The organism is Candidatus Babeliales bacterium (genome assembly GCA_035288105.1).
Lineage (GTDB): Bacteria > Babelota > Babeliae > Babelales > Vermiphilaceae > SOIL31.
In genome coordinates this window covers 18,979-38,478 of sequence record DATEAY010000081.1, presented here as the reverse complement: position 1 = coordinate 38,478, position 19,500 = coordinate 18,979, and the positions used below count along the sequence as shown (strand labels likewise).

Genomic DNA, 19,500 nt, shown 5'->3' with positions numbered 1-19,500 from the left:
TGTACACACTTCCTATTTTTATTTAAAAAAATATTTTAATATGGTAATTGTTATCAAATAGACTTGTCCAAAATTCAAGTTATACATAGAGGACATTAAAAATTTAGTATAAACTATTGCAATTTTTGTATATGTTCGTACAGAATTGACTAGTAAGTTTTTATGGACTAGGATGTTTTATAGTAATGGTATAGTTTTTTTTCAAAGGAGATCTAATGCAAGACAAGACAATTGCTCGTAGTTCTAAAACACTATTCTTTAGTGTTTTGTTTCTTTTCCCTTCTTTATCGTATGGCACTTTTGCCTACATTCCATCGGCACTAAGAGAGTGTGTAACCGCTATTTGTGAAGGTGCTCAAGATACAGAAAAAATATATTATCTAGAAGATTTGTATTCAGTTATTAGAGAAAATAGAATACTTACTTCTGATAAAATGGTTCGTAAAGCTGTAGAAGAAGCCATGGCCGTAGTTCAAAAAGATGGAAATATATTTAGACATAGCGCACAAAAAGATGCAGTTACGTGCTATCTGCATCAATATGTAGCTAGTTTAGAGAATGAATCTATGTTGCTTGCAACAGAAAGTAATGCTCGTTTCGCATCATGGCCAGTATCGCTTGTTACTCGTTGTTTGAGCGATGATTCAATTGCGGCAGACATGCTCTATTTGAGCAGTGAATTAACGTATAATCAAAATGTAGTATTATGTGGCAATGGTAAGATTGATTTTGCATCAGAATATCTGCCAAGTAAGTTTGCGGCAAGAGATGCTCAATCTACTCGCGTATCACCTGCTAATATAGTGTTTAATGCAAATATGATGACAAACTCATTGTTGAGTAGTCCGAGTATGATTTTTGGAACAGGAGTTTCTTCTCCAAGCATTAACGCATGGATTATGTCTCAAAGCAGTTTAGTGCAATCTCCTATTAATGTGCAGTTTGCTGTACCGACTAATTACAAAAGAAATAAACCAGTAAGCTTAGAATTACATTTCTTGGTTAAACAGCAATCAGTGCCAAATGGCAATGCACGTATTAGGGTGAATGCTGAATACATAAAAGCAGGTGATGATTTCAATATCTCAGATCCAGTTCCAACATTTACTCAAACAATTGATTCAGACAATTTCACTGTTACTCAACCAAGTGGTTTGAATGATGTTAGGTATCTCATGGTAAAAATTCCTTTGGATAAATCAGTGATAGCAAAACATAAATTTGCTTTATATTCTCTTACTCGTATTGCTCCAACAGTTGGTTTAGAATATACAGGAGATATTTATTTAGCAGCAGCTACTTTCAGATATTATTCTAAGCATTAATTATATAAAGAAATGCAGAAAACAGCCTCATCGTTTTTCGATGAGGCTGTTTTTTATTCTCTCAATGATCTGAGTAGTAGAGATTCCTTTTGTGTAGGGAGTTATGCGCATGATATTAAGAGCAATTGCGTCAGCGAAGTACGTTTGAAGTTGCTCTTGTGTAAAATCATCTCCATGAACCACAAAATCAATATTATGTTGTGCAATAAAATCTTTAGTAATAGCAAGTGGTGCATTGGCAATGATTTCATTAACATATTGACACCCAGAGATTACTTTTATGCGTTCTTCTTGTCGTAAAATTGGTTGTCTTTTATATGTAGTTGCTACATCATCAGGTATTATTCCTACTATAAGGTGAGTACCTAAAGTACGTGCTTGCTTAAGAAATGTTACGTGTCCATAATGGAATAAGTCACCTACCATGCTTGCGTATATACGAATAGAATTCATTGGATTGGTCAATACCCGATCAAGAAGAGGTCCTGTTGGTTGTGCAGCAATCATATCATCTTGAGTGAGTTCTCGTTCTTCTTGAATGTGAGAAAAATGGTTCCATATTCTGGCGTAGTGGGGCCAGTCTGGTGAAAATGATGCATTAAGATAAGGAACGGGATTATTTGGTCCTAAAGTTATTGTTTCACCAAAAGAATAAATTTTTAAGGGATACAGTTCTTCTTTTGTTATATAAATTGGTTCATCGTCTCTTTTCATCCAATGTTTGTCATAGTAAACTTTTCCATCTTTTTCTATGGTGAAAAAAATGTCTATGCATGGAGCTCCCTTTTTATCACCGAACGTAAACACTTCATGAGCTGCAATTTTATATCCAAACCATACAGGTGATACTTCGTAGCCAAGTGTTTCTAAGAGAGGGATTAGCGAAATAAATAATTCTTTGTCGTCCAATTTGAGATTGATATCAATATCATCGTCCCAGGGAATAATGCCTTTGTGACGAACTGTGCCAAGTAATGTACCACCTTGTATCCAATACTCAAGTTTGTAAAGAGTAAAAAGTTCATGGGTATCTTTCATAAGTTGATAAAGGTGAAGATACCAAGCTTCGGGCATTAGAGCATTGTTTTTAATAATTTTTTTACGATCAATATGTGGTGATGATTCATCTTTTAAGAGCCATGGTTCTGTAGTAACGATATGATCAAATTGATCAAGTCTGGGAGGCATAGCAGTAGTAGTTTGGCTATTACTGATAAAAAAAATAGCAGCTAATAATAGTGTTATGGTCATTTGTATTATCCTAATAAGTTGATACGTATGTCATTCGATTGTATAAATTCATATATTTTGAACAATCAGCAGCAACATGTTTTACATCTCCTGCTCGTGCAGGCATAAATATAATATTACCTTTATAAAGAGTATATTTTTTTCTGAGTATATCTACTAGTTCGAGCACAGTAATACTTCTTTCCGTTGCTATATTGAAGACTTCTCCTTGAATATGATTTTTTTCGCACATGCCAAGAAATATATTTGCTTCAACAACAGTATGCACAGGTACATAGTCGCGTGTTTGGGTACCATCACCAAAAATAGTGATAGGAAGATCATGTTCCATATTATGTGTAAATTTTGCAATAACACCTGCATAGCATGCATGAGGATTTTGGCGAGGACCATAAACATTAAAATAGCGCATTATCACTGTTTCCATATTGAACACTTTTGTATATTCTTTGCAATATGTTTCTCCAATTAGTTTTGAAAAACCATAAGGAGATGTGGGAGTTGATTTCATTTCCTCATTACATTGCAACTGAGAGTCGCCATATATAGCGCACGTAGATGAAAAGACAAATCGTTTTACATTGTTAATTCGTGCGGCTTCAAGTAAGTTATGTGTTCCTGTAACATTTGTTTCATGGCAGTTGTAAGGATTGTCAACGGACGCAGGCACCGATATAAATGCGGCAAGATGAAAAATAATTTCTTTATTTTTGGTTGCCGCAAGACATGTTTCAAAATCGGTGATGCTGCTACGTAGTAAGGTAACTTTATCAGCTACAACAGATATATTTGCTTCGTTACCAGAGCTTAAATCATCCAAAATTGATACTTGTGCTCCGAGTTCAACTAATTTTTCGACAAGATGAGATCCAATAAAACCACATCCTCCTGTGACTAAAACGGGAATGTTTTTATAAAAACAAGCAGGTTCGTTAGATAATGAATGTGATTGCAAGAAAATATTGTGTTGTAAGACGAGCGCGACTATTATTTTTATAATAGTCAATACATTAAAATTAAGAGTATGCTTCATAATTTCTCCCTTATATGCATTCTTTTAGAACCATTGTAGAAAGATAAAGGGAGAAAAATATAGAGTTTTTTTTTATGGTGTGATAATACTATAGAAAAAAGTACTATTCAAAGTATGGAGAATTAGTGTGATAGTAACAAAAAATACTATTTTGTATCTTTATATATTGTGCTGTATAAGTTTTCCTTTTTTAGCACATGGTAAACTGTCTTTTTTTTCCAAGGTAATTATATGGGGGCATCCATTACATTCACACACTCATTCATACATTCATGAGGGTTTTTACCGCGCATTTAAGCATCTTGGCTATGAGGTGTATTGGGTAAAAAATCAAGATGAGATGCAACATGTGGATCTCCATAATGCTTTGTTTATAACAGAAGGTCAGGTTGATGGAGAAATGCCAAAACGACAAGATTGTTATTATATTGTACATAATTGGAATTCAGATAATTATCAAGAATTATTTAACAATAATCGATGTATTTTATTGCAAGTGTATACGGATGATTGCTTGCCTTATGCGCCAGAAAAATTAGGAGATTGTATTTATTGCAATAGTAAAGAAAAAATGATTTTTATGCCATGGGCAACAGATTTATTACCACATGAAATTGAACGAGTAAAACAACATCGCATAAAAGATAATCAAAGATCCATTATTAGTTGGGTTGGGACAATAGGTGGTGGACGATTTGGTAATCAGGTTGAGTTAGCAGGATTTAAAAAGGCGTGTAGAGAGAATGATGTTGTATTTAATCATAAAATTAATGTTTCTAGAGAAGAAAATATTGATTTAATTGCAACATCTTACATGGCACCAGCGATACAAGGGCCGTATCAATGTGAAAAGGGTTATATCCCGTGCAGAATATTTAAAAACATAAGTTATGGACAGTGGGGGGTTACTAATAACAAAATTGTGTATGATCTTTTTAAAGGCAAAGTTGTTTATAATCCAGATACGTATCAATTATTTTATGATGCTAAAGCACACATAGATAATACGCCGATAAGTGAATTATATGAATTAATGGATTTTGTGAAAAATAATCATACGTATATAAATCGTATTGAAATGTTACTTACGTTTATGCAAAGGGCACTCAATATAAAGGAAGAAAATGAAGTTAAATAAGATGTGTGGATTTATTTTATTATGTAACTTTTTGTTGGTTAATGCTGATGACAGCATTGATCGAGTGCTGGATAAATATAAAAATTATTTGGAGCAAGGAACGTATGTTGGTTATGATTGGTCACATTTTAGGATAAAACCACAGTCTCGTTATCATACGTTTAAAATGGCATTTGAACACTTTAAAAATAATAATGGGCATGTAGTGGTTGAGCTTGGCACATCAAGGAGCTTTGTGCATGGCGGACTTGCCGGGTGTAATCAAGATGATGTACAGTATTGGACGCCAGATGAACCAAAAAATTGGGATTGGGGAGCGGGTTTTTTCACAAGAATGGCGGCAGAATGTTTGTCGCATCTTAATCCAACGATTCATACTATTGATATTATTTCAGCACATATTGAGCGTTGTAAAATAATAACAGCTGATTTTAGTGATTATCTATTCTATCATGTTACTTCTTCAGTAGATTTTCTTAAAAAATGTGCACCACAAAGTATTGATTTACTCTATGTTGATACAGGAGACATGACACCAATAGAACCGACAGCCTTGTTACAATTGGAAGAAGCACAAGTTATTGTTGAGCAAAATTTGTTGGCGCCGAATGGTATAATTTTGATAGATGATGTGCGCAATCAAACACCAAAACAATTTGGGGAAACATCAGAGTTGGGCAAGGCTAAATATTCTATTCCTTATTTTCTTGCCCATGGGTTTACAATTATTGCTGATGAATATCAGGTGATTTTGCAAAAAACAGATTAAAACTGAATTCTAAAGAAAACAGAGCTAGCAACTCCGCTCGCCCTGAGTGTTTTTGTTCTCAAAAATGTATCGAAGGGTGTCTGTTAATAAAAATCTTTTATGTTTTAATATTATTGCTATTTATGGACATCTCAAAAAGATATTTATCATTTCTAAGATTACCCTTCGATACCTTTTTGCAAAGCAAAAACACTCAGGGCGAGCGGAGTGAGAATAAAGTTTTAGCTTAAAAAAAGACAATTTAAAGATTTGTGTTGATAAACAAAACATTGCCATGCCAATGGGGAACTATATCTGACCATATTTCCGTAAAACCGTGTTTCTCCATCCATGCCTTAACATCATCGTACATGGCGCAACCATGCCAAAATTTTTGCAAATTTACTTCGGTGTAAATAAGTTTTACATTTTGTAATGAATTGAGTGCACCTTCCAGTGCGTTCAGTTCATTACCTTCCATATCAAGCCACATAAAATCAATTGTAGTGACATTGTTGTTTGCTGCCCATTCATCCAGGGTAACGACAGGCACAATGATCGGATGATTTAAGTCTGAATGAAAGTAATCATTGTTAAAAGAATCCTGTGGTTTTAAAAGAGAGCTTGCTCCACCGGCCAAGTAAAAAGGTAATTCTTCTTTGGTATTTGATAAAGCAATTTGTGTAGCAGTGATATTATGATACTTAGCTGCGATTTTTTGTAACTCTGCGAATGATTCTGGTGATGGTTCAAATGCATAAATTTTACCTTGAGGCCACAATTGACTCATCCACTGAGTATCTTCACCAAATTGAGCACCGGCTTCAATGATTATTGGGTTAGCTGGTAATATTTTTTTGAGCAATATCCATGGTACAGGCTCTCCTATTGCATGTACATGAATACTGTACACAGGAATAAGTAGAGTTATGATTATACGAAAAGTATATGATTTAAACATCAGCAGTACACTCCTTGTTATGAGCAATCATATCAAAAATAGCTCTCCATTTATGAAGTACGTTATTTTTATGAGTTTGCGCATATTGTTTTATTTTTGTTTGTAGCGCGTCAAAATCCGTTGATTCAATTTTATATTTAAGGTCATCCCATGAATCAAAATAGGTGATTATTTCGCTGTTTTCTTTGTTGTACCATTCTGCAAAATGGTAATTTTTTTTGAAATAGTTACCGTTAGCCCACCAAATAGTGTTCTTATCAAAATGTGTAATCATAAAGGTAATAGAAGGAATAAAATATGGCAGACTACTTTGCATATTTTCAAAGAATGCAAGATTGGACCAATTATATGGTATGTGGATAATACCCTTAAATCCTTCTAAATCGCTTGGTCCGTTATATCTTCCGTTATATGCTTCAATTCCTAATTGTGAGCATTTTTGTGTAAGATTCATAGATAAATCGTTAAGGTATGGTGGTATGAAGAATGTTTTTGATTTATCTATGTGTCTGGGAATAGCAGATTGTTTGTTCTGTGTAATAAAAATTCCGCTTGGTTGAATTACTTCGTTGTTAAAAGTAACATTTTTTTGCGCAGCATAAAAAGATTCAAAGGCGTTATAGGGAATGGTATATACATTTTTTTTATGCTTTGCTTGGCGTAAAAGCTCATAATATTCTTCATCAGGAAATGTGCAATCCAAGCTACTGTTGTCTGCGTAATCAAAACGATTACAAATCCAAATAATCAGCGGTTTTGTGTAATTGTTTTGTAAGAAAATTCTTGAAAGTGGTGCTGTGTCAGAAGTAATCACTGCATCAAATTGATTAAAATAGTCTTTGTGTTTGTTCCATACATTGAGGGCTCGTTCATGTCCAATATTATAGAGAACATTTCCAGCAGATTTTCCATCAAATTCTTTGGGTGCTAGATTTGGGATAAAGATTGACGTAACTTCAGCTCCTAATTGTTGAGCTATAAGGTTAATTTCACTGATGCATCCTCTATGGAAGCTAAGATGTAAAATATGTAATGATAAAGCATATGGGGTGTACATTATGTTTAAGAAAACAATAATGAGTAAGAAAAAGTCTTTGATAGTCGGCATTTTATTCTCTAATTTCATTGTGATTTTTATCTAAAGCTAACAACTTGGGAGAACAATCAGGATATCCTTTTTGCTGACCATTTTCTGGATAGCAATATGAGCGATCAAGCATTATGATTGGTACATTGTCGATAAAGTAACGGTTTAAGTGGCTTTCATCATGCCATATGGCAACATATTGATATTTTTCAAGGTCTGTAAGAATGTTATGTGTAATAATATCTGCCATCTTGATGAATTCTGCTGTAATTCCTCCATAAAAACCTCCTGCAAAATAATGAGTTCCCGTATTATATGATATGTATGCGGTAGATTTTGGATTGCGGTCATAGGGTGTTTCACTCCCCCACAAAGGTTTATTCTTTTCAAAGCCTGGATGTTGTGTTGCAACACGATCATGTAAAATTTCGTTGCCCTCTGTATCAACAAAAAGCATGTCTGCATCGGTTGCAAACATGTAATCAGTTGTTGCAAATAAATCTTTATGTTGGTGGTATATTGAAAACCGCATTAACGTGTCATAGGGCCAGCCAAGTCTCTTTTGATAGGTAATAACGATTCTATCGTTATAGGGACTTTGCAGTAATTCTTCTACTGCTGACGGTGTACCATCGGTAAAAATGAAGTAAGTTTTTGTATGCTCAGGACAAAAATACTTTTCTGCAGAATCAAGTAGTGGTTTGACGAATGCAATATATTTTCCTGTTGCCATGATACATAAACCAATATGGAGTTGGTTTCCCTGAAGGGAAAACAGTGTACATAGAACAAGAAGTGATATAGAGCGGATATTTTTTCCAAATAATGTCATTATGTATCCTTTATTTTCGTAATATAAAAGTTGGTTCGTATTCGGTGTGTACCGCTTTATTTTTCATGTGATACAGTGGTGCAATATCCATTTTGTATCCAGCTTCAAATTTTTCTAAAAGTTCCTGTGGTGCATAAAGGTTCATATCACGGTTTAAGATATTAACCGTTTGAACTTTGTTAAGTGGTATATTGATTATCTTTGAATTTCCATAAAAAAGTCCGATAGAACTTGGAGCTCTGTGTTTTACCCACCATGCAGCCCAGTTACCTTCAAGAAGATTAGGATTTTTATATTCTAGCGATTGAAAAAGATGGAGCAAATCTTTTTTTCTGTACAGTGTCATATCAACCGTATTTGGATAGCACCAATCTTTTTCTCCAGCTTCAAATTCCCATGACAAAATATTTTTGTGAATGTGTTTGTAAGGGGGAACAGCCTGAGGTGTATTTTCCATGTAACAATAGTCAAGATGTGTTCCAAGTTTTAAATAAAAACCATAGGCATCTGTTTTTTCAAGCCAATCAATACATTCATTCAGTGAAATAGTATCTTTTACGATATTGTCGTCGACGGCGAATACAACATAGTCTGAACTTGAACTTTCAAGAGCTTGTAGTGTTAATGTTTTAAAATCATGAATAGATTGTTGATGTAAAAATTGTACATCAGGAAATTGTAGGGCTACAGCATTGAATGCTGCATAATAACGATCGTCACTTGTTCGATAGACAACAGCTATTGAATTAATATCAGTTGTGTACAGATAAAGCGATTCAAGTAATGCATAGAGTTGCAGAGGGCGATCATATGAAAAAATCACCAAATCAGCTTTAAACTGACTTGTCTGATTCGGTTGAATATATGATATATTTTGTAAGAATAAAAATAAAAAAAATATATTTTTTTTCAATAAAATCCTTTTTTTATAGATGTAATAAAATTGTGCTTTCACCAAAACATAAACCTAGACGATCGAGATTTCCCTCATTTGCCCATACAGCTTCTAATCCGTTTGGTGTGAGGTCATAATGACTTTGTAAGGCTTGAGCAAGAAAATCTGTTTTTTTATGGAGAACAAGATCGAGCGAATTGGCAGATGACCATTTATCGCGTGCAAGAGCAAAATTCCATACGAAAATAGTATCCTTATACTCTACCAATGGCAGTGTTTGATAACTGCGCATACCATCTTCAGCATTCAGTTTAAAGTAAAAAGCATATGCAGATGTTTCTTGTAAAGTATTAATGCATGTGCTCAGAGACAATGGTTTTTGAAAGAATGCATCACCTTTGGCAAAAAGGATATAGTTATTTTCTGCTTTTTGATACAGAGCAAAAAGTGCATCTCTAAAATTACTTCTGTGATCACTAATAAGACAGAATTCTATTGTGGGGTATAAAGTTTTAATAGCATTGTATTCGTCTGTTTCCAAGAGTGACATTGGTTTATACATTACAAAAGTGCGATCAACTCCTGTTACATACATTTTTAAAGATTCTAATAGTTGTATAAGTGTGTTTGGTTTTTGCGCAAAAATGATGACATCTGTTTTTAGTTCGTAGTTATGTCGGGGTTTTGTTGGTCTATCTGGGAGTCGTTTGTAGCGATTCTTCTTTTTGATGATTTGTGCTAAATGTGCTTGTAATTGTCTACTGACATGATGGTCACTGATTGTGTTTTCATCATTGTAGGTATACATGATTTCAGGAATAAATTGATGACGTTCGCTTGCCATTTCTATCATAGGAAACATCATGGCCATATCCCATGTCATGGGGTAAAATACACCTAGATGTAATAAATCTTCGAGTTTTATTTTTTTGAATAACCACGCATAAAAGGTACGTAAGTGAGTAGGTAGGTGTTGAAAATCTCTAAATGCATTGTTTTCTACAATGTAATCAGGCATTGGCGATGCCCAACCGCGTATACCCGAAGGATGCAGCTGAAATTGCCCGTAGGTCAACCATATTTCCCTAGATGAGTAAACAGTATTCAGTCGCGTTAGTACATCTTCATCAGGGAACCAATCATCTCCATCAAGAGTAACGATAATTTCATCATCATCACAAGAATGGATCATTGTATAGAGATTATGAAGAGCTCCTCGTCGAACTTTGTTTTTTACGAGAGTTACTGTGTTATGAGGGTCATTAAGTTCGAGGTATGCCTCTACCAGTTTTCCTGTATTATCCGGAGAGCAATCATCTGTGTATATTGCCCTAAAATGAGGGTAATCTTGCGAAAGTACTGACTGTAGATTGCGGGCATACCATTTTTGATTATTGTATGAGGGGATAACTATCACAAAACTTTTTTCGGTAGATGATAAGTTGTTTGCCCAAGAGGGAATTGGAATCAGTAGGAGTAGCACATAAAGGAATAATTTTTTGTAAGTAAAAGACTTCATTTTACTATCCTTTTTTTTTGATTTTGATACTGAAGTAGATCTTCTTTGATTTTTTTTAACAATTTGTGCGAGACTATGTCAAGTAAAAAAGGTTGACACTGAAACTATTTTGTAACCTTATAACGAAGGGGCTGCTATGGCACAAATTCGATTTTTATATGTTTGTTTTTTTCTTTTTTCATCAACAATGTTTTCTATGATGAAAGACGCAAAAATTTATGTTGCGGGACATAAAGGCTTAGTGGGGTCAGCAATTGTACGGTGTCTTCTATCTGCAGGTTATACCAATATAATAGGACGTACTTCATCTGAACTTGATTTACGTGATCAGCAGGCAGTAAGAAATTTTTTTGATCAAGAAAAACCGGAATATGTTTTTTTGGCCGCGGCAAAAGTAGGTGGTATTCATGCAAATAACACATATCCTGCTCAGTTTATTTATGATAATTTGGCAATTCAAACTAACGTTATTCATGAATCGTATAAGCATGGCGTAAAAAAATTGGTTTTTCTAGGTTCTTCTTGTATCTATCCTCGTGAATGTTCTCAGCCAATTAAAGAGGAATATCTTTTAACATCTCCACTGGAAAAAACAAATGAAGCGTATGCAATAGCCAAAATTGCAGGCCTAAAGTTGTGCGAATACTATAACAAGCAATATGGGATATCTTTTATTGCTGTAATGCCCACCAATTTGTACGGGCCCAATGATAATTTTGATTTAGAGTCATCGCACGTTATTCCTGCTTTACTGGTAAAAATTTATAACGCTTATAAAAATAATAGTCCATACTGCGAAGTTTGGGGAACTGGTAACCCATTGCGTGAATTTTTACATGTTGATGATTTAGCGCAGGCATTACTATTATTAATGAATACGTATGATGGAAATAATATTGTTAATATAGGGTCGGGTAAAGATCTTTCTATTCGTGAACTTGTTACATTAATTAAAAACATCATTGGTTATGAGGGCGAAATTGTATGGAAAAGTTCTCAACCTGATGGTACTCCTCGTAAATTACTCAACATTGATACATTAACGAACATGGGATGGCAACCACAGATTTCTCTTTTAGATGGGCTGAAAGAAACTGTATCATGGTGTCATACCAATGGAATTTTCGGTTAAGTTTTTCGGTAGACTAAAAAGGAGTATCGATGATTAGACTTAATGGTGGTGTTTTATTATCATTTTTTTTACTTTGTTCACATGGTCTTTTAGCGAAAGTAGCAATGATTACGGGGGTGAATGGTCAAGATGGTGCATATCTTTCTGAATTTTTGTTAAATAAGGGATACATAGTTCATGGTATCAAGCGGCGTACTTCGACCATAAATACGATACGTATTGATCATCTGTATAATGATTCTCGCTATAAAGGTCAATTTTTTCTGCATTATGGAGATGTAACTGATGCTACCAATATTACTCGTCTTATCAAAGAAATTCAGCCGGATGAAATTTATAATTTAGCTGCACAAAGCCATGTACAGGTTTCATTTGAAATGCCGTTGTATACCGCAGATGTGAATGCATTGGGACCATTACGAATACTTGAAGCAATCAGAATTGTAGGTGAGGAAAAAGAAATAAAATTTTATCAGGCTTCTACTAGTGAAATGTTTGGGTTGGTACAAGAAATACCACAAACTGAAAGTACACCTTTTTATCCTCGTTCTCCGTATGGAGTTTCTAAATTATATGCATACTGGATTACCAAAAATTATAGAGAAGCATATGGTATATTTGCTTGTTCTGGGATTCTTTTTAACCATGAATCTCCTATTCGTGGAGAGACATTTGTAACTCGTAAAATTGCGCGTGCAGCGGCTCGTATAGCGTATGATTTACAGGATACATTATTTTTAGGTAATTTAGATGCATTGCGTGATTGGGGACATGCTCGTGATTATGTTGAGGCCATGTGGCTTATTTTACAGCAAGACGAACCAGATGATTTTGTTATAGCATCAGGAGAGAACCATTCAGTAAGAGAATTTGTGGAACTTACCTTTGCAGAAGTTGGTATAGATATTGCATGGAAAGGTAGTGGAATCAACGAAGTTGGGTATGATCGAAAAACAGGTAGAGAATTAATATTTATTGATTCACGGTATTTTAGACCAACAGAAGTTGACGTGTTGATTGGATGTTGTCGCAAGGCATATAAAATGCTGGGTTGGATACCCAAGACAACGTTCAAAGAATTGATAAAAGAAATGATAGATCATGAGCTTAAAATTTTACAAAAATCACTGTAAAACTACAACAAGCGATGAAGTTTCTTCATCGCTTGTTGTAGTTTTACAAGATAACTAAATTATAGTCCTTGTTTGACAAGATCTGTTGCTTCTGTTTCGTCTGATCCATCTGATTCTAATGAAATTTCGTCATAAGAAAAAACGTTGTTAGGAAGTTTTTTGACGATATATGAGTCTCTTATTTGGATACACATTTTTTTGGCAAGTTTAGCATCGAAATGATGTTGATTAGGGTTGATTATAATGGCACCATAATCAACATCATTTTTCTTTTTTATATTACTACAATAAAAAGAAAATCCTTTTGTAATAAGTTGGTAATTGTCTTTTGTTAATGTTTTGATGCTACCCTTTTTTTCGAATGGCGGTTTATTGGTGTTTGTGATTATAATGGCTGTTGCTCCAAATGCTTCGTTTTTATTATCTCGTACCCATTCAAAAAAAGGTTTCCTTTTTTTATTGAACGTAATTTTTGTTGATGAGTTTTCAATGTGTTGCGATTGAACAACAAATGAAAAAAGTGCGCTCATGAGGAAAAAATATTTTAAATTCATACGATTCCTTTTTGGTTATGAAACACACAATAATTAATTGCCCTTTTGTTTATTTTTACTAAGCAAAATTCGACATTCTCGTAGTAGGATTAAGTTTTCTTTCTTAATCGGTAATTTTTTTTATTACGGATTTTTTTCTACGAGGAGTTGAGCTACCAGGTTTTTTAGGCAGCGTAAGAGGTTCTACCATTGAAGGTCTTTCTGTATGCACAAGAAGTTTTTTTGGACGATTTTGTATTGGAATATTTAGTCGATAATATTCTTCGAATATTGTTGAGACACTTTTTGCATGGGGCCAGTTTCCCTTATACATGATAAGTGCCCCAAGATAAAGGTGTCGATTATTTTTGAGCAATACTTTTTCTAAATTAGTTACATAAACACAGCTTCTTATCTTTAAACCATCTTCTATTTGTGCTAGTTCAATATCCTTAATAGTTGCTGTTTGTTTTAGTTTGCCATATTTGCTTAATGTAAATAGACGAGTTTTTCCAAAGGTCCTATTACCATCCTGTCTTATCCATTCAGAAAGTTTTTTTGTTTTTCCCTTAAAAGGAATTTTATTAACTGTTTGTTCAATGAGTATCGTGGCGGGAATGGCCTTTTTCCTTTTTTTCTTATCGACTGTGTCCATTGTATAGAGCATGCAAGAAACAAGTGTGCTGGCAAGTGCGAGATATGCTAACTTCATGAGCTTCCTTTTTTTATGATAAATAATTTTTTTATCATAATTAGCACACTATTTTTTTGTTGGTAGGTCAAGAAAGTAAATAAAGAGGGATCATTGTTACTATGACCTTGGCGTTTTGTCTCCTGTTTGACCGTGCAAAGAAGATGAAGAGTCTAATCCTATCAAAGGAGTATCTTCTGGTGAATCATCAAGCTTTCCTGCCATTATATCATCAAGTATTGCTAAAGCATTTTTTTGTTGTTTTATTCCGGCAGTTGTTTGTGGCGCTATCCTAGGTTTTATTTGTACAATGAAGTCGCTTCTTTCTTCCTCTTCTGTTTTGAAACATACTTTTAGTTCTTTTGGTTTTTTATCTTGCATACGATAAAGGAAAACGTCTAAAAGAAATTGATCATTTGCATATTTTGGAAAGGATGTTTCTTTTGGTAATTGTCTATCTTCTGTTGCCTGAGCATTTTCGATTTTTGCATAGGTATCTCTTATCTCTTTTGTTGTTTGTTGAAACCATTCATTTTTGACTGTTAATTGGCTAAGTATTGGATGTGTCAAAAGTAAAGATGTAATGTGTTCTTGAATCAAGAAATCCAAGCTGTTTCTTGCGAATAGCATATGTCGTAATTCTGAAGAAGACTCTTCTGTTGAAGGAATTAATTGATGAGCAAGTAGATTGTTCGCATTTTTGATGAGACTACTGATTGGTGTTTCTACCAATTTTTGCATCATTTCTTTATCACGTAAAGACGCGGTATGATGAAAACAGGTATTACCATATTCATCTTGTTCACTAAGATTTTTCGCTTGATTATCAAAAAACATTTTTATGATTGGTAATTTATATTGAATCCGACTACGAATCATTGCAAGAATAAATGTAGCAGTGGCATAAAGTGGTAAGTCAGTAATTCTCATTTTTACTTGGTATATTTTTTTAAGGATATTGTCATCAGAGTAACTTTGTTGTATAAATTCTGGATTTACCATCAACAGTGCATTAACCGTTTGATCTAATGTTGCTCTTGACTTCAATGCGTTATGTAAGTTTTGATATTTTATTATTTCACGTCCATCAAAGCACTGATATGGTGCACATTTATATTCATTTTTAATTAAGATGTCGACGCGATGATTATGAAGGAATAAATATATTAATTCTTCATTTTTCTTACGTTGAATTACTGCAATATGGAACAAAGTATTTCTTGTTCCTATAGTTTGTTGATTAGGGTTAATTTCAGGGTCATCAAGAAAATTTTTTATAATACTTATTTTTCCCTTACGTGCTGCATCTACTAAGTAGTTATCATCATTCAGATAGTTATTATTTTTTTTAGGAGATACGCTAGGAGAAGCAGAAGTACGAGGAGTGTTGAGTATTGCTGAATCGGAGCTTGGAGACCTTTTTTCATCGGTGTTTTCTTTTTTGTGTGTTCTCGAATGCAATGAGAAGATAGGGCGTGAGGATTTTTCTTTTTCATTATCTTCTTTAGATTTATGTGGAGACATGGAAAAGGCAGAGCGCTTTGGTGATGAACGTTTTTCATTTCTTGGTTTTCGGTCTTCTGTTTCTATTGTGCTTCTTTCTCTTGGAGGGGTTGGAACCTCTAAACGGCTACTTGAGGTTTTTTTAAAAATGTTGCGCGGTATTTCGTTATGTGGTGAAAGAGAACGTGACAGATGTGGGCGTATAGGTTTAAGTTTAGATTGTTCACCTTTAAGTTTTTGTTCTTCTTGTTTGTTTTTTGGTAAAGAAGACAAAGGAAGCTGTTTATAGTTAGGTGTTTCTTGTGGTGGGCGTTGTGGCGGTTTTTGATCCATTGCATGCACTGATTGGGTAAATAATAGACAAAAAGAAGACATGAGCAGAAAGATAGTATACATAATTGTCCTTTTAACAACGAGGTGTATTATAAGTTGTATAAATCTATTATTAAATATTATGACTATTATTTAATATGTCGTCAACAAAAGGGAGCAGTAAATTAATTATCGGTTAAAGTTATTCGGAAAAGAAGCATTTTTTCAACAAATTCGGGAGTAGCATAATCAGGGTAATGTGCTGCATCAGGCAATTTTTGATCGGCTTGTTGGTTTTGTTCATCTTCTCGGGCTTTTTTTATGATAATTTCTACGGTTTTTTTAATAATTTCTTGTTCTATATAGCCTGATGCATAAGCAGGTTTTATTTTATCAACATGACTATTTACGACCATATTCAGGGAAGCTCGTGCGAAAAATTTTCTACGCAATGCATAATCTTCATCAGTTGTACCAACAATAAGTTCGCGTGCAGTTTTGCCTTTCATATTCCGTGTAGATGCATCTATTCTTGGATCAAGAAAAAAAAGATTTATAATTTCTGTGAATTTGAACGTTGCGGCGTAATGGAGTGGAGTAGTTCTTTGTAAATTTGGATTGAAGTAAGGATTGTTTAAATAAAATATTACTCCGTTGATGTTGTTCTTGCGAACAGCAGTAATTAATCCATGTTCAAGCGGTGTTGATTTTAAAATTTTGCCTTCATGGATAGAAGGTAATGAAGATCTTTTTTGGAAATGGTCTTTTTGTTTTTGTTGTGCAGTGGTAATTTTTTCACCAGAGTGGGATTTTTTTTTACTGAAAGGCCAATTGCTCTTTTCTTTTCTTTCACTTTGATCAGCTGATTTGTGTTGTTCTTTAGGCTCATTGTCCATACTGTATAGAGAATGAATGGAAGTGGTAGCAAGGACGAGGACGAATAATAAATTAATCATAATTTTTTAATGTTTATGGGTTATATAAAGATATCCTAGAACACTCCTCTTCATTAAAACTATAGATGATATAATTTTTGTCTTCTTTTTCGTGGGTATCCAATAGGAACGAAGTGAATATTGGGTTAAAATTATGGAGGAGAGAGTGGGATTCGAACCCACGATTCCGATCCCTCGGAATAACGGTTTTCAAGACCGCCGCATTCGGCCGCTCTGCCATCTCTCCATCGAATTATTTAAAAGAACACTCTTTTTCTTTACGGATACCTGACCGCAGCGTTAGCGTAGGTTGGGTTAAAAGTATGGCGCGCCCGGAAGGAGTCGAACCTTCAACCTTCAGATCCGTAGTCTGACGCTCTATCCAATTGAGCTACGGGCGCGTAATTTTACCACATTTGATCGTTCTAGCTCAATTGAGCGGAGTTTATCCTGATACTTCGACAAGCTCAGTAGTAAACGCAAGTCGAAGGGGGCGCGTATATTTCAATATTTTTTATCGACTTTTTATTTACTTAGCCCTACTATGCTCTGATGAGCTACGAATAGCATACTCTTTAAACCCATTTCCAATTCTTTCCAATGGGTACCCGACCGAAACGATAGTGAAGGTTGGGTTAAAAGTATGGTGGAGAGAGAGGGATTCGAACCCTCGTGCCCGGTTTCCCAGACTCTTGCTTAGCAGGCAAGCGCTTTAGGCCGCTCAGCCATCTCTCCTGTGCAATAATGTCAATATACTCAAAAGGATACTGTCATTTCCCATTTTTTCAAGTAACTTTATGAATCTTTCGTTTAAATATAACATTTTTTAAAGTATTGTATATTAATTTTGGGCTGAGTTAAGCTCACTGATAATCCTAAAATGTATCGATTAGGAGGTTAGAAAATGGCACTTGTTTTTGATGTAAAAGTTACTCCCGGTTCCAGTAAAAAAGGTTGGTCGCTTGATAAATCCGGTAAGCTGAAATGTCATTTAAAAAGTTCAGCAGAAAATGGTAAGGCAAATGCTGAACTCATAAAAAGCCTTTCAAAAGCATTGAATATTCCGCAAAATATGATTTCTATTGTCTCAGGGGAACTTGCAAGAAAAAAACGCATTAAAATTGACGTCGAAATGACGTTTAATAAATTTTTAGAATTGCTTGGAATTGACTGGCAGATGGATATGTTTTAATAGCCCAATTTTCATTTCATTCCAATTGGGCACCCATTATAAGCAATTGAAAAACGGGTAAAAAGAGCATGGGGTTAAATAATATGCCGTATTTTAAATGGATTGGTGTTGATATTGCGGGAACAACTCAAAAGGGTAAGCAAGCAGCGTATTCTTCGCAAGATTTGGCAGAACGACTTTTGCAACGAGGAGTTGCTTTGTTGCACTGTAAATCTGTGTATGCCCCATCGATTTTATGGCCAATTAATGCTAAGATAAAAGGTGATTTGTTTAAGCATAAGGCAAAATTGTTACGAGCTGGAATATTATTACCGAATGTTCTTGAAATTGCTGCGCAACAGTCTTGTAACCCAATAATGTACGATACTTTGTTTAATGTGAGTCGAGATATTCAGCATGGAGTTCCCTTTGGCAAAGCTTTTGAAAAATATGATACAATGTGCGATCCTATAGTTACTGTTATGCTTACCGCTGGTCATGAATCGGGAAATTTGATTAATGCAGTTGAAAATGTATCGCTTTATTTTCATAAACAGCATGCTTTTGATAAAAACATTCGCTCGGCTCTCGCAATGCCATTGTTAACGTTACTGTTTTTTGTCGGCATTAGTTTTTTTATTTTTGTTTTTATTATTCCGCGTTTTGCGGATATGTTTAGTTCTTTGCAGCAAGAACTTCCTGCTCTGACACGTTCTATGATTAAAGTAAGTGATTTTGTTCGTAGTGGTTCAATGATATATGTTTTTATTTTTTTCGGGATTACTATTTTTTCTTTGCATTATTATTTTACGACTTCTGGTAAAAAAACATGGAACAAAATCATCGATTATATACCATTTATTGGAGTGTTATCATGGCAACACCATATATGTCAATCATTGCAGGCGTTAGCATTGTTGGTCAATAGTGGTGTCTCTTTAGTATCGGGACTTGCAATAGTGAGTAATGCAGTGAATCATTTACTAGTGAAATCACAACTGATGGCGCTCCATGATGAGGTTGCATCGGGGCAGTTATTGAGCCGTGCAATGTCGCTTATGCCGGTTTTTTTGCCCGAAGTTGTTGCATTAGTTCATATTGGTGAAGAATCAGGAACTCTTGGACAATCGCTCGAAGGTGCTGCGTTGGTGTATAGCGACAAATTAGAAGAAAGTTTACGAAGATTTATTTTTTTACTGCAGCCGGCAGTTATTATTGTGCTGGGTCTTTTAGTGGGGACTTTGATTTTTGCAGTGTATTTGCCAATTATGCAGCTTTCTCACGCTTTATAATAAAGATAT

General features: G+C 34.5%; 18 protein-coding genes and 3 tRNA genes. 7 read left to right on the top strand and 14 right to left on the bottom strand.

All coding sequences use genetic code 11. From position 1 onward, the window contains the following. Window positions 1-215 precede the first annotated feature (215 nt). Window positions 216-1,325: a hypothetical protein gene (locus VJJ26_04950; GenBank protein ID HLC07502.1), complete on the top strand. Its 1,110-nt coding sequence runs from the start codon at window positions 216-218 to the stop codon at window positions 1,323-1,325. A gap of 27 nt (window positions 1,326-1,352) precedes the next feature. On the opposite strand, the gene VJJ26_04945 is transcribed toward VJJ26_04950, so the two are convergent. Together VJJ26_04945 and VJJ26_04940 are read right to left on the bottom strand one after the other, a co-directional pair. Further along, window positions 1,353-2,576: a LicD family protein gene (locus tag VJJ26_04945; GenBank protein HLC07501.1), complete on the bottom strand. Its 1,224-nt coding sequence runs from the start codon at window positions 2,574-2,576 to the stop codon at window positions 1,353-1,355. A 10-nt stretch (window positions 2,577-2,586) separates the two neighbouring features. Beyond that, window positions 2,587-3,609: an NAD-dependent epimerase/dehydratase family protein gene (locus VJJ26_04940; GenBank protein ID HLC07500.1), complete on the bottom strand. Its 1,023-nt coding sequence runs from the start codon at window positions 3,607-3,609 to the stop codon at window positions 2,587-2,589. A 127-nt stretch (window positions 3,610-3,736) separates the two neighbouring features. On the opposite strand from VJJ26_04940, the gene VJJ26_04935 reads away from it, so the two are divergent. Both VJJ26_04935 and VJJ26_04930 read left to right on the top strand, forming a co-directional pair. Next, on the top strand, window positions 3,737-4,747 hold the full coding sequence (locus tag VJJ26_04935) for a hypothetical protein (GenBank protein HLC07499.1): 1,011 nt from the start codon (window positions 3,737-3,739) through the stop codon (window positions 4,745-4,747). Further along, complete coding sequence (locus VJJ26_04930; protein ID HLC07498.1) at window positions 4,734-5,516, top strand: hypothetical protein; 783 nt, start codon at window positions 4,734-4,736, stop codon at window positions 5,514-5,516. Before VJJ26_04935 ends, VJJ26_04930 begins: the two co-directional genes overlap by 14 nt. A gap of 241 nt (window positions 5,517-5,757) precedes the next feature. On the opposite strand, the gene VJJ26_04925 is transcribed toward VJJ26_04930, so the two are convergent. The 5 genes from VJJ26_04925 to VJJ26_04905 are packed head-to-tail and all read right to left on the bottom strand — an operon-like array spanning window position 5,758 to window position 10,789. Continuing rightward, entirely contained in the window at window positions 5,758-6,456 is a 699-nt protein-coding gene (locus tag VJJ26_04925) for an FkbM family methyltransferase (GenBank protein HLC07497.1), read from the bottom strand. After that, window positions 6,449-7,582 carry a hypothetical protein gene (locus tag VJJ26_04920; GenBank protein ID HLC07496.1) on the bottom strand — a complete coding sequence of 378 codons (1,134 nt, stop codon included), beginning with the start codon at window positions 7,580-7,582 and terminating at the stop codon, window positions 6,449-6,451. Before VJJ26_04920 ends, VJJ26_04925 begins: the two co-directional genes overlap by 8 nt. Next, window positions 7,566-8,375, bottom strand: a complete 810-nt coding sequence (locus tag VJJ26_04915) for a hypothetical protein (GenBank protein ID HLC07495.1) — start codon at window positions 8,373-8,375, stop codon at window positions 7,566-7,568. Before VJJ26_04915 ends, VJJ26_04920 begins: the two co-directional genes overlap by 17 nt. 10 nt (window positions 8,376-8,385) lie before the next feature. Then, entirely contained in the window at window positions 8,386-9,288 is a 903-nt protein-coding gene (locus VJJ26_04910; GenBank protein HLC07494.1) for a hypothetical protein, read from the bottom strand. 13 nt (window positions 9,289-9,301) lie between these two features. Further along, window positions 9,302-10,789 carry a glycosyltransferase family 2 protein gene (locus VJJ26_04905; GenBank protein HLC07493.1) on the bottom strand — a complete coding sequence of 496 codons (1,488 nt, stop codon included), beginning with the start codon at window positions 10,787-10,789 and terminating at the stop codon, window positions 9,302-9,304. Window positions 10,790-10,925: 136 nt separating this feature from the next. Between VJJ26_04905 and VJJ26_04900 the strand changes: the two genes are divergently transcribed. Both VJJ26_04900 and gmd read left to right on the top strand, forming a co-directional pair. Then, entirely contained in the window at window positions 10,926-11,921 is a 996-nt protein-coding gene (locus tag VJJ26_04900) for a GDP-L-fucose synthase (GenBank protein HLC07492.1), read from the top strand. Between the two features lie 29 nt (window positions 11,922-11,950). Beyond that, window positions 11,951-13,054 carry a GDP-mannose 4,6-dehydratase gene (gene gmd, locus VJJ26_04895; protein ID HLC07491.1) on the top strand — a complete coding sequence of 368 codons (1,104 nt, stop codon included), beginning with the start codon at window positions 11,951-11,953 and terminating at the stop codon, window positions 13,052-13,054. A gap of 59 nt (window positions 13,055-13,113) precedes the next feature. Here the strand turns inward: gmd and VJJ26_04890 are convergent, their stop codons facing one another. The 7 genes from VJJ26_04890 to VJJ26_04860 form a co-directional block, all read right to left on the bottom strand. Then, window positions 13,114-13,608 (bottom strand): hypothetical protein, encoded by a 495-nt coding sequence (locus VJJ26_04890; protein ID HLC07490.1) that lies wholly within the window; start codon window positions 13,606-13,608, stop codon window positions 13,114-13,116. A 103-nt stretch (window positions 13,609-13,711) separates the two neighbouring features. Continuing rightward, on the bottom strand, window positions 13,712-14,299 hold the full coding sequence (locus VJJ26_04885; GenBank protein ID HLC07489.1) for a hypothetical protein: 588 nt from the start codon (window positions 14,297-14,299) through the stop codon (window positions 13,712-13,714). Between the two features lie 99 nt (window positions 14,300-14,398). Further along, window positions 14,399-16,177 (bottom strand): hypothetical protein, encoded by a 1,779-nt coding sequence (locus VJJ26_04880; protein ID HLC07488.1) that lies wholly within the window; start codon window positions 16,175-16,177, stop codon window positions 14,399-14,401. Between the two features lie 101 nt (window positions 16,178-16,278). Continuing rightward, window positions 16,279-16,989 (bottom strand): hypothetical protein, encoded by a 711-nt coding sequence (locus VJJ26_04875; GenBank protein HLC07487.1) that lies wholly within the window; start codon window positions 16,987-16,989, stop codon window positions 16,279-16,281. Between the two features lie 194 nt (window positions 16,990-17,183). Then, window positions 17,184-17,275 (bottom strand) — tRNA-Ser (locus VJJ26_04870). 77 nt (window positions 17,276-17,352) lie between these two features. Continuing rightward, window positions 17,353-17,429: transfer RNA gene (locus tag VJJ26_04865), tRNA-Arg, on the bottom strand. Window positions 17,430-17,672: 243 nt separating this feature from the next. Further along, window positions 17,673-17,763 (bottom strand) — tRNA-Ser (locus VJJ26_04860). A 169-nt stretch (window positions 17,764-17,932) separates the two neighbouring features. Here VJJ26_04860 and VJJ26_04855 point away from each other — a divergent pair. Together VJJ26_04855 and VJJ26_04850 are read left to right on the top strand one after the other, a co-directional pair. Continuing rightward, entirely contained in the window at window positions 17,933-18,220 is a 288-nt protein-coding gene (locus tag VJJ26_04855; GenBank protein HLC07486.1) for a DUF167 domain-containing protein, read from the top strand. A gap of 83 nt (window positions 18,221-18,303) precedes the next feature. Further along, complete coding sequence (locus VJJ26_04850; protein HLC07485.1) at window positions 18,304-19,491, top strand: type II secretion system F family protein; 1,188 nt, start codon at window positions 18,304-18,306, stop codon at window positions 19,489-19,491. Window positions 19,492-19,500: the final 9 nt, after the last annotated feature.